Raw genomic sequence first — 15255 nt, 5'->3', positions numbered from 1 at the left:
AAAGAAAGGTCTGGAAGATAGCCCTCCAAACCAGTTTTCTTATAAACCTCTTTCTTGTGCAATACGTATTGCTCCAAAACCTGCAAGATCGCTTTGTTCTTGACTTGAAACTGCTTTTACCATTGAAAAATAGCCATCTTTCTCAATGATTGCTTTGAAAGCATCTTTCATTATATCTTTCCCAGCTATAATAACTTTAGTATCCTTATCGACTGACAGTGCTTCACTATGTTTAATTGCCTTAATATCATCTGATAGGACAACACCTAGTAAAAAGTTTGCCTTCTCATTATCAGTTAAATTTGTAAACTGACTTAAAATCCGTAATGAAAATGAAGTACGTGTCACGCCTACACGCGTTCCATACTCAAATCCTTTTAAAACGAGTTCCTGATTAAAATCTGTTGCAAATGTTTTGTTCACCGCATCAGCTATAATTGTATTATGAGTGATAACAGCTAACAACTCACCGGCTATAGATGTTAAACAGCCTGTCATTTGATTTTGCTCATTAAGGGAAACAAATTTGGAATGAGAGCCAGGTAAGACAACAAGTGATGGACCTATACTATTAAGTCTATCTATTAATCCAATTGTCTCAACCTCTTCCCCTCTCATGATATCCATCTGTTCACAATTTTCAAGGCTTACTTCAGGAATATTATTTTTGATTCCCGGGATAAACCAAATTTCTTTTTCAACGATATCTGGAAGCACTTTTCGTACCATACCCACCGCTAACTCTTCCACACCAGCAGGAGCTACTAGATGAGGCACTTCAAATAATCCGACATTGGATGTAATCATTCCAGAACCAATAATTGTTGAAATATCTCCTAGTGAAACTTTTTCTTGTTGTAATACGTCTTCAATCAATGTTTTAATTGCATACCGCAATTGTTGGTTATTACCATCGATTGCAGTATTACGAACCCCTACTTCACCAGAAGCTTTTGCAACTACAATTTCGTCTTCCCAGAGGGTTACGCGTGAATTTGTTGTGCCTGTATCAATTGTAATTCTATACACAGTATCACCCTTAAATTTTTCCGAATTTCGCTAATAGATCTTCTACAGTAGCACCGTTTAAGATTTCTTGACGTGCCTTACTCTCATTTTCTGCAAGTTCTGCTGCTTTTATATAAACCTCTTCAAGATTTTCATATGGAACAACAGCAACACCTATTTCATCTGCTACAACTAAATCACCTGGTTTAACAATTACTCCACCACAAGTAATTGGAACGTTGATTTCGATTGGTTCTTTACGTCCTGATAATGCAGTGTGTGCTTGACGTGGCCCAGCTGCCTTTGCTGTAATTGGGAAATCTAGCATTTTTGCTTCATCTGTGTCGCGGCATGCTCCATCAATTACTGCTCCAACAACGCCGGCGTTACGAGCTAGGCCGGACATTAATCCGCCCCAAATCGATGTTTCTGTTTCACCAAATGCATCAATTACAACAACATCACCAGGCTTTGCAATTTGGAATACATCAAGACAGTCAACGATATCACCAGCTGTTAGTTTTACAGTAACTGCTGGTCCAATAATTTTTTTATCAGCCGCTTTCGGCTTCATATCGGTTCGCATTACTCCATTACGTTCCATACAATCACTAACAACACATGATAAAGAGTACACATCTTCCATTTCACGGAATGGCTTAATCACTGCCTCATTAATTTCTGGTCTAGGATTGATAATTTTTCTCATTTTACAAAAACCTCCAAATTTTATTTTGAGTTTTTCACAAATTCTTGTGCAATAGTAGTAAGTTTCATTGGATAGGAAGCAGTTTCTTTGTTTACGAGACTTCCTCCAATTCCAACACCACTAATTCCTAAATTAAGGTATTCTTTGATATTAGTAGGATTTACGCCACCAACAGCCAGAAACGGAATATGCTTCAGTGGTGCAAGCAGCGATTTAATATAATTGATTCCAAGATCACCTGCTGGAAACAGCTTTACAAAATCTGCTCCCACTCGATATGCAAATTCCGCCTCTGTAGGGGTTAAAGCGCCTGGAATCGATACCTTACCAAACTCAACTGTTTTCCTTATTACTGATTCATTAACGTTAGGAGAAATCATATATTCTGCACCTGCATTAGCTGCTGCAACAACCTCTTCCTCAGTGAGAACCGTTCCAGCACCAACTAAAACCCGGTCACCAAATCTCTCTCTAATTTTCCAGATTTTTTTAGTAGTAGATTCTATAAAATCTGGCTTATCATGGTCAAATGTTACCTCTACTAATGAAATTCCACCGTCTTCTAATGCTCCCACCGTTTGAACAATTTGTTCTTCAGATACTCCGCGGATAATGGCAATTATTTTTTTTTCTTTTATGCTCTTAATGATATTATTTCTGTCCATTTAAAACTCTCACATTCAGACTAGGCTTTACTAAGTTCGGTGGAGTTTCCCCTAATAGAACAGCCTTCACATTTTCAGCTGCTGTTCTCCTAGCTTCATTTAATGCAGATTGAGATACATATGCTGCATGCGGAGTGACAATCACATTATCTAATGTAAAAAGAGGATTCATATCAGGTGTCCAATTTGAAACCTTCGCAGGCTCTTCTTCTGTATCATCTAGACCTGCTGCCACAATCCATCCCTCTGTTAATGCACGATATAGAGCATGGTTATCTACTACTTTTCCGCGAGCACAATTAATTAAAATAGCATCCTTACGCATCAGTTTTAATGTTTCTTCATTAATTAGGTGGTGTGTCTCAGGAGTGTGCGGACACATTACATCGACAAGATGCGATTCCTTTAACAATGTAGGTAAGTCCACCTTCGTAACTCCAAATGTAGACATGAAGCTTTTCGAAACATACGGATCGAAAGCAACGATATTAAATCCGAATGCGGCTAGTTTGCGAGCCATATTTTGCGCAATTCTACCAAAGCCCACTAATCCAAATGTCATTTCTCTCATTCTATGGATTGGCGCATTCCAATCTCTCCAATGCCATCTCCCTTCATGAGTAGCTTTATTATAAGAAGGAATTGAACGAATTAATGTAAATGCCATCGAGATCGAGTGATCTGCCACTTCGTCAATACAGTAATCTGCCACATTTGTCACAACCATACCATGTTCATATGCCGCATCGACATCAACAATATCTACTCCTATGCCGTATCTAGCAATAACCTTACAGTTCGATAGCTTTTCAATGGTTTCTCTAGGGATTTTCGCATACTGCTGAATAATTGCATCTGCATCTTTAGCTAATTCAGCTAAATTTTCACCTGTATTGCATTGAAGACCAATGACTTCTGCTCCAATAGGCTCCAATACAGTTTTTTCTATCTCTATATCTGGATAATCATAATCACTTATATATACTTTAAATTTTGCCATTTCACTTCTCCCCCGATGATTGTACTTAGTTTGCACCTATTAACTGACTAGGTAAATATAATGAAATTGCTGGAACATACGTTACTAATAACAAGAGAATAATCATTACGATAAAGTAAGGTAAAATCGCCTTTGAAATCTTTTCAATCGATAGACCGCTTATACCACTTGCTACAAATAAATTAACTCCTAGCGGTGGTGTACAGAATCCGATTGCAAGGTTTACAGTCATAATGACCCCGAATAGGATTGGATCCACACCTACTGCTGTAACAACAGGTAAAAGAATTGGTGTTAAAATAATGATGGATGCAACAGTTTCCATGAACATCCCAACAATTAATAGCATGAGATTGATGATTAATAGGATCACAATCGGGCTATCGGACACACCCGTTAAAAAGTTTGCTAGTTTAACAGGTACTTGCTCTAACGTTAAAAGTCTACCGAATATTGATGCGAATGCTACTAATGCAAGAACTGTACCAGACGTTAAGCTTGATTGCATAAAAACCTTAGGAATATCTTTAATTTTTAAATCTCTGTAAATAAACACACCAACAACTAATGAGTAAAACACACCAATTGCAGCAGCCTCTGTTGGCGAGAATAACCCACCATAAATACCACCAAGGATAATAATCGGAGCCAATAATGCCCAGATTGCCTTTTTAAACGTATTCCAAACATTTAATAATGCGAATTGACCTTGACCAATTTGTTTGAAACCTAATTTTATATAAAGAATATAAGCTGTTAGCATAAATCCAATTGAAAAAAGTAAGCCTGGAATTATACCTGCGATAAACAGCGTACCAACTGATTGCTCAGCAGAGATACCATACATGATAAATGGTATACTTGGGGGAATTAAAACCCCTATCATTCCTGATGCAGCCGTTAATGATGTACTATATTCTTTTGAATACTCGCGTTTTTCCATTTCAGGTATCATATTTGTTCCAATTGCCGCAACGGTTGCCGGTGATGAACCTGAAATAGCAGCAAAAAATGTTGAGGCTAATACATTCACATAACCTAATCCCGCTTTAAAATGTCCAACTAAGGAATCAACAAATGCAATTAGCCTTCTTGAAAGTCCACCTGAAAACATTAGATCTCCAGCTAGAATAAACAATGGAACAGCTAACAAAGGATAGGAATCAAGAGCAGTTACGACTGAACGTGCTTGTAAGTTTAAAGTTGAAGTACCGAATATAAAAATCATTAGCAACGAAGAAAGTCCTAATGAGATGGCTATCGGAACCCCAATTGCAATTAGGAGAAAGAGTAATCCAAATAATACAAGTGCTTCCATGTAGGTTCCTCCTTTCTAAACTGTAGTTTCTTTCTTAAAATTTTTTATATCAACAATCGTATTTTGTAAAAGACGAATAATTGAAAGTGATGCACCCAGCGGTGCTGAAAAATAAAAAATCCACATTGGGTATTTTAATAATAGAGAGCTTTTATTTTGTACCGACGGATGTAAGAGCAGTTCAATCCCAGCAATAACTAGCACTGCAAAAAATCCAATTACTAAGAAATTCACCAAAATCGCCAGTCCTTTTCTACCTGTTTCCGGTAGTAGATCCACTACAGCTGTTACACTGATATGTTTTCGTTCTTTGAAAGCATAGCTGATGGCAATCCATACGAAGAATACAAAGAAGAGCATAACACCTTCAGATGCCCAAGCAATTGCTTCATTTGAAATAAGTATCATTAAGACATTAACAATCATTAACCCACTAAACGCCATAAATAATATTGTTGCTAATGTTTTTTCAAGATTTTCATTAAGCCATTTGAAAATAGTCATTTTCTCACCTCACTGAAGGTTCACTAGAACTTTTTTAAAAAAGGGAACTACTCTATTCCATGTAGCCCCCAAATGAATCGAACATTATTTCGCGGCTTCAATTGCCTCTATAAATTCATCGAAAGCATCCGCACCGATTTCTTCACGGAAATGATCTAGTGTTGGTTTTGCAGCATCCATAAATGCTTGCTTTTCTTCATCCGTTAACTCAATAATCTCTGTAGGATATTGATCATCGCCTTTAATTTCTTCAAGTTGTTCAGTTTCTTCTTTTTCAATTAGCTCAAGTTGGTAATCGTACGCCACTTTGAAAGCATCTTTGATTACAGTTTGTTCTTCTTCAGTTAGCTCATTCCAGAAATCACTATTCATGACTGGAACATATGCAGTATAGACATGACCTGTAAGTGTAAGATATTTTTGAACCTCATAAAACTTTTGAGAATAGATAAGTCCAATTGGGTTTTCTTGTCCATCAAAACGTCCAGAACTCAGGTTGTTATACACCTCTGCAAATGGAGCTCCTTCTGCAGTTGCACCTAAATCATTCCATAAATATACATGTGCAGGAACTTGCATTGTACGTAGTTTAAGACCCTTTAAATCATCAGGAGTACGTACTGGTAATTTATTATTTGTGAAATGTCGTAAACCATTTTCCAAGTAACCTAAACCAACTAAACCATTATCCTCTAAATCTGCTAATTGATTCTGCCCCCACTCACCAGCAAGTGTATTGATAGCGTTTTCTCGACTCTCAAATACATATGGTAATTCAATGAGAGTCATATTCGGAGCCTCTTCAGTTAAGAAAGATGATGGCGGTGTAGCCATTGTTAAGTCTCCAGTTTTAACACTTTCAACCATCTCTGCATCATTACCAAACTGTGAAGATGGATAGATTTCAACTTCAAAACCACCGTCTTTTTCTAATTCTTCTTTAAACTTTAACCAAGCTTGGTGCATGTGTAGTGATTCTGCCGCACCATGACCGATTTTAATTGTCTTCACCTTGTCTCCACCACTTGCTCCATTACTTCCACAGGCCGCAAGGGTAAGCGCTACCAATACTGACACAACAAATAATAATGCTAGTTTTTTCATCTACATTTCCCCCTATTTTTTAAAATTGGATTGTATATTAACAAAGCCGAACTGCTACTCAGCCTATAACATTGCTATTCGGTTAATGTAGCAGTCAACTTATATAATTGGTTTATATATACAGCAAGTAACCAATCAGGATTTTTTTTCTATTTTACGAGCGTTTTCCAATGCATCCTCAAGATGTCTTCTCATTAGTAATGACGCTAACGCTACATCACGTTTCTCGATAGCCTCTAGTATAACTTTGTGATAGTATATTGCATTGTCAGGTCCAACATCGTGATACAATTGTTTAATATTGTATTTTAAAATACTATAAAGGGTCTCACTTATCGTAATAACAATTGGATTGTTTGTCCCTTTCGCAATTACGTTATGGAAATAAAAGTCATATAAATGATATTGCTCTTCGTCATCAAAACTATCCACCATTTTTTCATAATATTCTTTTAGCTTTTTCACATTTTCTTCATCATAGTTTTCCATGAACATGTGAACATTGCCATACTCAAAGAATATTCGAAATTCAAGTATTTCCTCTAGGTCATTCTCACTTAGTGCCATGATTGGGAATAGATTTTTTAAAAAGTTTGACGGCTTTAATTCGTTTACAACTGTTCCAGATCCTCGTTTTTTATCCAATATTCCGAAGGCCACTAGTTTTTCTAGCGCTTCCCTTACTGAGATTCTACTTACATTTAACTCAGTGGATAGCTGATTCTCTGACATAATTTTCGTCTTGGGCTTCCATTCTTTTGAAACAATTTTTTCCATAATATAATTGTAAACCTTCTCACTCGGGCTCAATTCAATAGTCATTTATCCACCACCTAATTTGTCTGACAAGTTAAATTTTACCATCAAGTAACATTAAGTTACACTCAACTTGTCATACAAGATTATTAATACATCTGTATTGTCCTACAACCTAAATGTATAATATCATGCGTGAAAGCGTTTGAAAAGGGGTTTTTTAAAAAAATATATCATTTATTCTGCATCCTGTATGACAACTTAAAAAGAATACAACGAATTTTTTAAAAAGTTGTATGACATGTTGCATATAATATAAAATAGAAATGTTCTAGAAATAGTGAATGGAATGGGGTAGTAGCTTTTCAAATGTGTGAGATTGTAAGTAGATAATAGATAAAATTCTATACATATGGTTAGTTGAGGGCAAAAAAGAGAGAGGGATCTGATGAAACGATTTTTAGCACTTCGCGAAATTCGAAAATATCAATATATAATCTATGGACTATTATTTTTATTATTTACCTGTAATATTTTTATTGAATCATATGCCATCCATGTCATCGTCAGTTGGAGCTCTGTATTCATATTTTTCGTTTCCTGGCTTTGGGCTAGTAAATTATTTAAAGTCATAAGTACGTTTTTTGTAATTTCAGGGATCACTATGAGTCTTTCTGGAAATGTACCTTGGTATGAAATTCCGAGTCAAACCTCCACAACTCTTCCAATGCTGGTTTTTTTGAGTATCTTACCCTGGATGTCAACTGCTTTTAGCGTAGGTGAATATGATCAAAACCTAGGAAGTATTCTCCAACCAAAGACAAATAATCTATCAGACTTATATAGTAGAGGATTTATTACTATCTATAGCCTAGTCATCTTTATTAATGTATCTGCTATTTACGTGTACCTTCAAATTTTAATGAATAAGATGAAAAATATAAATCCAATAACACGACATAGTTTTTTAATTCAAACTTCGTTACGCGCTCTTGCACTAGCGGTTATTTGGAGTCCAATGGAGATACTCGTTGGAATGACAGTTGATGGCACAAACATTAGTTACTTAGCCTACCTTCCCTGGCTGCTTCTTTGTTCCTTTCTTACCGCTTTTATTAACATTGTAATCAGCAAAAGGAAATTTAAAGATTTACAAATCGAATTTGAGTCAAATCAAATTGATAAAAAGTTATTACGGAAAGCATTTAGTAAATTATTTATAGTATTATGTTTATTCCTATCAACCATTGTTACGGTGAATCATTTCTTTGAATTGAATTTTATATTATCAGTATCACTTGTCATTTTCCCATTTGCATTTGTTTGGTCCATCTTTATGCGAATCACACCACTTTTCTTAAAAGGAGGATGGCGGAGTTGGAAAGCTTATAATAATGGGATGCAGAATTTGGTCACATTGTTTTTAGCTCTCTCCTTTTTCTCAAATGGATTTAATAATACCAATTTTCCAAATTTATTACAATCAATAGTCAACCAAATCTCGAACTTTGCTTTATTAATTTTCATCTTTATAACAGTTGTGTATTTTGTATTCGCCATGATTGGAGTCCACCCGATAGCGACGATTGCAGTTCTACTCGAAATTTTACAACCATTATTCAATGTGATAAATCCATTAAGCATCGGAATTGTCCTAATAGTTTCATCATTATCAATATCTGCTTCTGCACCCTACGGTATAAGCGCAACCCTAACAGCTCAACAGCTCAGGGTGAGCCCGTATCAAATCACGAGACAGAACTTTCTTTTCTCGGTATTAATGAGTGTGGTAGGTATTATGATAGCTTTATTTTTGTTATGAGTATAAGGTTTAGGTTTTCCCCAAGAAACGAATGGAGGAAATTATCAGCCTAGGTACAGGGACTTCACAGGCTCCTGTGCATCCTATTCTCCTAATCAATCGTTTCTTTTCTATCAATAGTTTACTATCTTAACAAATGAGTATCATGAATGAATAAATTAGACTTAACTAAGTAATTCATCGTTATCAAATGGTAAAAGACCCTATCTTCACTAGATAGGGCCTTTATTTTTATTCTCTCTCTTTACTAAGTTATTCCATAATCTTGCCCGATTGTTTAATACCAGCTAAAGACCAGTCTTTTATTAAATTGTACCGTTAGCATAATAACTTCAACGAAAATAGGCGATAATCCTTCTTGGATCATCGCACCCATTAGCTTAACTACTTAACAGCATTCCTCAACAAACCAACGATTGTACATTTCATTGGCATAAATCAGAGAAAATTTCGAAATGCTTATTACATTTATGTAGGTGGTTCTCTGATAGTCCTAAGTGTCACCCTTCTTTTAACTTAAAATTTAGCACAAGTGTTACCATAAAATGGATATTTACTCAACTAAGCTGGTAACTTAACCAAATAATTCAGAAGTTAAGTTTTAATTTAGCCTAAATAAAAAACAGCCGAACGACGTTCAACTGTTTACCAAAAATTTATCAAAAATTTCTTTCTAAATAATCCACTATTTTAGAGTGAATTTCTTGCATTGTCTGGTCACCATTAACAATCATCAATTTGCCTTCATATTCGGCAAAAATTTTACTGTACCTTTCTTTTACTTGAGATAATTTTTCACTATTTTCATAAACGTCTTGTACCGTCCTTTGCTGAAGTCTTTTTATAGAAGCCTCAACTGGATTATCTATATATATAACTAAATCAGGCTCAGGAAATCTCTTATTCAAATCATAAACGAGTTCATAGCTATCCTCATCAGCTTGATAAGCAAGAGACGAGAAATAATAACGGGTGCAGATAACATGTTTACCTTCACCTAGTAACTTAAACACTCCATCAACATCATTATACAGATGATCATGTCTGTCAGAAGCAAAAAGAAACGCCATCTGTTGATCAAAACGTTTTTCATCTATTGAAAATGCAACCCTTTTTTTTAGGCCTTGTCTTAATAAATTTCCGATTGGCCCACTTGATGGTTCTTCAGTCAGTACTGCACTAATTCCCTGCTTTACAAAATAATCTCTTAATAAACTTGATTGAGTTGATGTACCCGAACCATCAATACCCTCAAATACAATAAATAGGTTATTCACTTTTATATCCTCCAGCAACTGTTTTTCTAAAAAACAGCTTATTTTGTGGGAAATTCAATTAAATTATTTCTAATCTTTTTTAATTCTATACTCATCTCATCTTTTTGTCGGATTAATTCTGCTCTTTCTCTACTATGTACCTCCTTATAATTTAGTAATCTCTTATTTTCCTTTTGTAAATTTTCAATTAATAGTTTTTGGTTCATAAATTCAATATTATCTATAATCAATTTATCAATAATATCTTTTTGTTTTTCTACTTCTTCTTCTAGAGCTTTTATTCTATTTCTGTTAATTAGTTCTATATTACATTCTAATTCTACTTTTCTTTTATCAATGTACTTTAGTAAAGTATCAGGATTATTGTAAACGGTACTTTTTGAGATATGGGCCCCTATGCATATACCACGAGTATTTAATTCAATTTCATTTAATTCAAGCTCTATTTTTCTAAATTTATCAAGGCATTCTTGGAAATATCCCTCTATCCTTACCAGATTTGATTTTAGACTTGGCTTTAAATCATCATATGTTCCTATGCTGTATTCTTTTAACTTTCCTCTAATTGTTTCGGTAATAAAGTATTCTTCCATTTATTTACCTCACTTACTATATCATTTACATTGTTAGCTATTTTTTCTATCTCAACATACTTCTCAACAACAGACTCAACTCCAAATGCCTTTATTTCGCTCTTTAGTTCCTCTAGTTCCGGTATTAATCTCTTTTCAATGAATTTTTTCAACCCACTTAATTCCATTTCATATTGATTTCTATATCTTATATCTTTTTCAAATAATTTCTTATTATGATTAATAATTTTTGTTTTCTCAAGGAACCTTGTATAGTTAAAATTCAAGCTTTCAATGCTAGGTATATGTGGGACAATATAGTATGCATCATTAACGGTACTTATATATTCTTGTCTTTCACAAAGTATCGAAAGTGCATTAGAAGCACAATAGCCTAGTTCTGTTTCTATTAGAGGTGTTTCAGTAAGCATTAATATATCAATTATTTGATCAATATTATTGAATAAATTTAATTTAACCTTTTTCTTTTCGAGCCTTTTTAAAAATTTATTTATTTGAAGGTATTCTTTTTTTATGTTTTCGTCTAATAACTCTTGTTTGATGTGTGGATTAGATACATTATTTATATTAGTTTCTAGTAAATTACCATCCTTGTTTGCTCTTAATTTAAGTGTCTCTTTTAGTTTTTCTTTCTTATTTTCAAGTTGCCTTAATCTAATATAGTGAGTTGTCATAGCCTCATCTAAATGATTCATATGTTCACGTATCCAGTCTAACTTATAGCCCTTTTCATATAAAACTGTAGCACAGGTTACTCGAAACTGATGAGCTGTTACATAATAAAAACTTTTTCCTATATCATTGATACTAACAATACCTCTCGTTCCATTTTTAATATCTTCAATTTTAGGAATCCATAATTTATAGTTTTTTAATTTATTTTGGCTCATTTGATTAAAAGCTAACTCAGATTGATGTCTAACAAAAAATCTTTTAATGTGTTTACCTATTGTAGTTCTATGGCTGTACTTCGTCCCTTTAGGGCTTATATAAAGGTATCTCGTATTAGTCTTCTCTCTTCTATCACTTGTTAAATTAATCAATGCATTATAGGCCTTTATAGCGTTATTAGTCATGAAGGAATTTACTACTCGGCCGTCTTTTTCAATTGTTGTCTTAAAGGTTATGAACTCTAGCAAATAGAAAATTTCTTCCTCATCCGACATGCTTAAATTTATCAATTTATTGATTTCTAAGATTTCAAACTCACCTATACGCATACCTGTTTCTGCTAAAATTACAATCATACAACTACTCATCCTATCAGTTACTAAAAGAGTTGTATTATCAATATCTTTCATCGCTAATGACACTATTTTATTTAAGACATCCTGGTGAATATAAGGATGTTTTCCTTCTTCACGTTGAACTTTAATTAACCCGGAATTCACTTCATCTAGAAATTCGTATAGTTCTTGGAAATTAGTGGCACCAGGATTTTTATTTTTTATCTCGTCTATAAATTCTTTTATTGCATACTTTTGTTGTTGAATGTATTCTTCTCTACATTTTTTAAATTTCTCCTGATCAAAGTATTTTTCCAATAAATATATGTCAAGTAGTTCAACATGAGTAACTTGTTCTTTCACTAGCCAATTAATAAAGTTTCGAACATGATAAAACTTTGCCTTAGCAGTAGTGAAATCATTATCATAGAAAAATAGGTTTTTTAGAACTCTAACCTTAATGTAATATTTGAACACAACATCTATTTGAGAAAAATCAAACTGGAAATTACTTTCATTGCTTTTTTGTAATCTATTGTATTTTTTGAAATCCCATAAGTCGTCAGTGAATAGGATTTCATCTGTAATTGGACCGTATAAATCTGAGTTAACGATTAATGGCGATGAAAGTACATTGATTACTTCCTTTTCATGCCATTCAATTTCATTTTTAGTATTAATCTCGTTTATCCTGACCACTCCATTGAAAAATTAATTATTATTTAATTCTAATAGCCCAGAGTAATATGCAGTATATAGTTTTATTTCATTCACATAGTGAATTTTTTCAACTTCACTTTTTGTTTCTTCTTTCTTAATTTTGAGTTCATTTATTTTATCTTTAAACCCTTTTTTTCTAGAAAATGAAGTAATAAAGCTACTACACGTTAAACATTTATACATTGTATCGCTTAATTCATTTATAACTTCGTCAACCTTTTGACAGCTATTATACTTACAAGCACCTAAACCTTCTTCTACAGGATTTAAAGAATCAACTATTGAATCATCTAGAATAATGGTTCCATCAATTTTGACGTTTGAAATTGTAACTCCAGAAAATATCTCAGCATACCTTTGAGAAGTACTCTTAGCTCTATAATTAAGTACATCTGTTTCAAAGGTTGTATCAGTTAAATATTCAATAATCATAGTACTTAATCCAGCTTTTATCCCTTCCTTCCAAATTGTATCCTTAAAAGTATGCCTTAAATTATTAACTTTATAATTGTTCCCTACTAACCCTTTTAGGCTTTGAATATTCTTAAAAGCATTATTTAAATCCTCAGTTGATATTTGTTTAACAAAATATTTCCCAGTCTTAGTATTTTGATAAATATTGATTTTTTTAATGAAAATGTATTCTTTTTCTTCATTTATTGCGTCTTCATACAAACTACTGGTTATTTCAGCTGCTTTTTCTATTAGAATTATTTTATCTATTGTAACGGTTCTTGTTATTTTAGTGCCACCTGAAAGTTTAGAAAAATATTGAATTTCTCCTGTTCCCTTCTCAATATCTTTACTTACTAAAAAATCTCTTCTAAGATTTGTAATCTCTCCTTCTCGAAGATGAGTAGTTAATTTTAAGTTTAAGATTATTGAGTATAATTCTTCTAAAGGATTATTTTTAAGCTCTTTTATTCCTTGTTTTATTAAGTCTAGTTCATTTAGAGGAATAGGGTTACCACCATACTTCTTTTTCCCCCTATAGCGCAGTTCCAAGTAATTTAAAACAGATGTAGACGAATCATATTTTTTTGAAACAAATTTAATAAACTTCTTTACAGCACCAAAATGTTTTGAAACGGAACTTATATTCCCGTTATATTTATTTAAAATATGGGTTCTATAAAAAAGCATTAATTCCTCGGAAAAGAGCATTTCCTCATGTCCCATTTTAATTACATTTCTATTTTGTAAATCAAAAGAAAATTTAAAATTTAGGAACTCCTTAATATTCCTAAATTCATCCCTTAAAACCTTACTAGAAACATTATGTTCATACCAAATAAAACTCTTTAAATCATCTATATATCTTTTATCCTTAATCTCAGTAAAATCAAAACCATTAATCAAATTCTTACTAGAAGTAGCATTATTGCCATTTGAAATTATTGCCCACCTATTCCTATTAGGAAGACTCTCAAACCCATTTCTATGAACAAAGACAAACCCTTCTTCATAATACACATTGAAGGAGCTAATCATTAGTAATCTCCCATTTATCCCTGACCCTGAAAATGGGTTATGATTTATATTATCTTGAGCTATCTTTTGTAATAAAAATAAATAAAACTCTTTTAATATACTGAGTAAAGATTGACTTACTTCTCTTTTCTTTTTTTCTTTTTCAGCAGCAAGAAGTGGAAATTTATCCTCTAGTGTTTTATAAAACCTATATTGTTTTTTAAATGTGTCTAAAGAAAAAAAGTCTATAGACAGAGGTTCATTTTGAACTGAATACAGGCTTCCTCCGAAGTAATATAAAAATTGTCTATATTGAATTTTTGAAGGTTTAATGCTTACACCTCTACCTTTTGGAAAGGATTCTACAAATTCTATTAATAATTCTCTTAAAAAATTATTAGTTTTTTTAAAATGCAAGACTGTTTGTATATATTTATCTTTATTTGAAGAATGGGGAGAAAAATACTCATAAAGATAAAGTTCGACCGGATCACTATTTATCGGGAAGTTAGTATGAATCTGTTGATAAACAAAATTAGACCACTCTACTGTCGTTCGTCTAGAAGTTGATTTTTCTTCAATTTCTAATAACCAACTGTTCTGAGTTAACTGATTTATATATTTATTATTCACTGAAACATTCTTTAAAACATACTTGTAAAGATCCGAAAGAATTTGTCTCAACTGTCCCTTGAAAATAGGTCTAGTGTTCTTAAATGTATTTATTTCTTGTATTACCTCACAATAACTGTCCCAAGAGAATATTGATTGCCCTTTATCTGCATCATTAAAATTAAGAACGTGACTACTTACTAGGTCTAATACCTGTTTTAAACTTTCAAAAAAATAGTAAAAATTTGAAACCTTCTTTTCTTGTTCAAATAAATAGTCTTCAACAAATTCACTTACAATTTTCCTAATATCTTTGTCTTTATATGAATCAAGAATATTATTAATATCCTGTATCTTCTCTTTTGAAATTTGAATCAAATATACAGCCCCCCTCTTTTGATGCTAGACTAAAAAGTAGACACAGATTGTTATAATAAATATATCAACTATAACGAGGTGTGTCTGTATGGC

13 protein-coding genes are annotated in these 15255 nt (G+C 33.0%); 1 reads left to right on the top strand and 12 read right to left on the bottom strand.

The window, feature by feature from the left end:
* Positions 1-39 precede the first annotated feature (39 nt).
* The 8 genes from ACR65M_RS13010 to ACR65M_RS12975 all read right to left on the bottom strand — a co-directional run bounded on the left by ACR65M_RS13010 (position 40) and on the right by ACR65M_RS12975 (position 7130).
* Positions 40-1029, bottom strand: a complete 990-nt coding sequence (locus ACR65M_RS13010; protein WP_440273506.1) for a 2-dehydro-3-deoxygalactonokinase — start codon at positions 1027-1029, stop codon at positions 40-42.
* Between the two features lie 10 nt (positions 1030-1039).
* Positions 1040-1717 carry an RraA family protein gene (locus ACR65M_RS13005; RefSeq protein ID WP_440273505.1) on the bottom strand — a complete coding sequence of 226 codons (678 nt, stop codon included), beginning with the start codon at positions 1715-1717 and terminating at the stop codon, positions 1040-1042.
* Between the two features lie 20 nt (positions 1718-1737).
* Positions 1738-2382: a bifunctional 4-hydroxy-2-oxoglutarate aldolase/2-dehydro-3-deoxy-phosphogluconate aldolase gene (locus ACR65M_RS13000; RefSeq protein ID WP_440273504.1), complete on the bottom strand. Its 645-nt coding sequence runs from the start codon at positions 2380-2382 to the stop codon at positions 1738-1740.
* A complete protein-coding gene (locus tag ACR65M_RS12995) occupies positions 2369-3382 on the bottom strand; it encodes a C-terminal binding protein (protein WP_440273503.1) in 1014 nt (337 codons plus the stop codon). Before ACR65M_RS12995 ends, ACR65M_RS13000 begins: the two co-directional genes overlap by 14 nt.
* A 25-nt stretch (positions 3383-3407) precedes the next feature.
* Positions 3408-4700: a TRAP transporter large permease gene (locus ACR65M_RS12990; RefSeq protein ID WP_440273502.1), complete on the bottom strand. Its 1293-nt coding sequence runs from the start codon at positions 4698-4700 to the stop codon at positions 3408-3410.
* 15 nt (positions 4701-4715) lie between these two features.
* Positions 4716-5204 (bottom strand): TRAP transporter small permease, encoded by a 489-nt coding sequence (locus ACR65M_RS12985; protein WP_440273501.1) that lies wholly within the window; start codon positions 5202-5204, stop codon positions 4716-4718.
* An 84-nt stretch (positions 5205-5288) separates the two neighbouring features.
* Positions 5289-6308: a TRAP transporter substrate-binding protein gene (locus ACR65M_RS12980; protein ID WP_440273500.1), complete on the bottom strand. Its 1020-nt coding sequence runs from the start codon at positions 6306-6308 to the stop codon at positions 5289-5291.
* Between the two features lie 135 nt (positions 6309-6443).
* Positions 6444-7130: a FadR/GntR family transcriptional regulator gene (locus ACR65M_RS12975; protein ID WP_440273499.1), complete on the bottom strand. Its 687-nt coding sequence runs from the start codon at positions 7128-7130 to the stop codon at positions 6444-6446.
* Between the two features lie 382 nt (positions 7131-7512).
* On the opposite strand from ACR65M_RS12975, the gene ACR65M_RS12970 reads away from it, so the two are divergent.
* A complete protein-coding gene (locus ACR65M_RS12970; protein ID WP_440273498.1) occupies positions 7513-8886 on the top strand; it encodes a hypothetical protein in 1374 nt (457 codons plus the stop codon).
* Positions 8887-9545: 659 nt separating this feature from the next.
* Here ACR65M_RS12970 and tmk read toward each other — a convergent pair.
* The 4 genes from tmk to ACR65M_RS12950 are packed head-to-tail and all read right to left on the bottom strand — an operon-like array spanning position 9546 to position 15162.
* Entirely contained in the window at positions 9546-10163 is a 618-nt protein-coding gene (gene tmk / locus ACR65M_RS12965; RefSeq protein WP_440273497.1) for a dTMP kinase, read from the bottom strand.
* 38 nt (positions 10164-10201) lie between these two features.
* On the bottom strand, positions 10202-10756 hold the full coding sequence (locus tag ACR65M_RS12960) for a hypothetical protein (RefSeq protein ID WP_440273496.1): 555 nt from the start codon (positions 10754-10756) through the stop codon (positions 10202-10204).
* Positions 10714-12681, bottom strand: a complete 1968-nt coding sequence (locus ACR65M_RS12955) for a tyrosine-type recombinase/integrase (RefSeq protein WP_440273495.1) — start codon at positions 12679-12681, stop codon at positions 10714-10716. The genes ACR65M_RS12960 and ACR65M_RS12955 overlap by 43 nt, the downstream gene beginning before the upstream one ends.
* Before the next feature lie 12 nt (positions 12682-12693).
* The gene (locus tag ACR65M_RS12950) at positions 12694-15162 is read right to left on the bottom strand and encodes a tyrosine-type recombinase/integrase (protein ID WP_440273494.1); all 2469 of its coding nucleotides are present in this window, start codon (positions 15160-15162) and stop codon (positions 12694-12696) included.
* Positions 15163-15255: the final 93 nt, after the last annotated feature.

The sequence above is a fragment of the Ferdinandcohnia sp. SAFN-114 genome (genome assembly GCF_059415045.1).
The sequence above is the reverse complement of the archived record's forward strand: the minus strand, read 5'-3'. Positions and strand labels throughout refer to the sequence as shown.

Coding starts and splice junctions, on each gene's coding strand:
- ACR65M_RS13005 (WP_440273505.1), bottom strand. CDS start 1,717: ATGAGAAAAATTATCAATCCTAGACCAGAAATTAATGAGGCAGTGATT.
- ACR65M_RS13000 (WP_440273504.1), bottom strand. CDS start 2,382: ATGGACAGAAATAATATCATTAAGAGCATAAAAGAAAAAAAAATAATT.
- ACR65M_RS12995 (WP_440273503.1), bottom strand. CDS start 3,382: ATGGCAAAATTTAAAGTATATATAAGTGATTATGATTATCCAGATATA.
- ACR65M_RS12990 (WP_440273502.1), bottom strand. CDS start 4,700: ATGGAAGCACTTGTATTATTTGGATTACTCTTTCTCCTAATTGCAATT.
- ACR65M_RS12985 (WP_440273501.1), bottom strand. CDS start 5,204: ATGACTATTTTCAAATGGCTTAATGAAAATCTTGAAAAAACATTAGCA.
- ACR65M_RS12980 (WP_440273500.1), bottom strand. CDS start 6,308: ATGAAAAAACTAGCATTATTATTTGTTGTGTCAGTATTGGTAGCGCTT.
- ACR65M_RS12975 (WP_440273499.1), bottom strand. CDS start 7,130: ATGACTATTGAATTGAGCCCGAGTGAGAAGGTTTACAATTATATTATG.
- ACR65M_RS12970 (WP_440273498.1), top strand. CDS start 7,513: ATGAAACGATTTTTAGCACTTCGCGAAATTCGAAAATATCAATATATA.
- ACR65M_RS12960 (WP_440273496.1), bottom strand. CDS start 10,756: ATGGAAGAATACTTTATTACCGAAACAATTAGAGGAAAGTTAAAAGAA.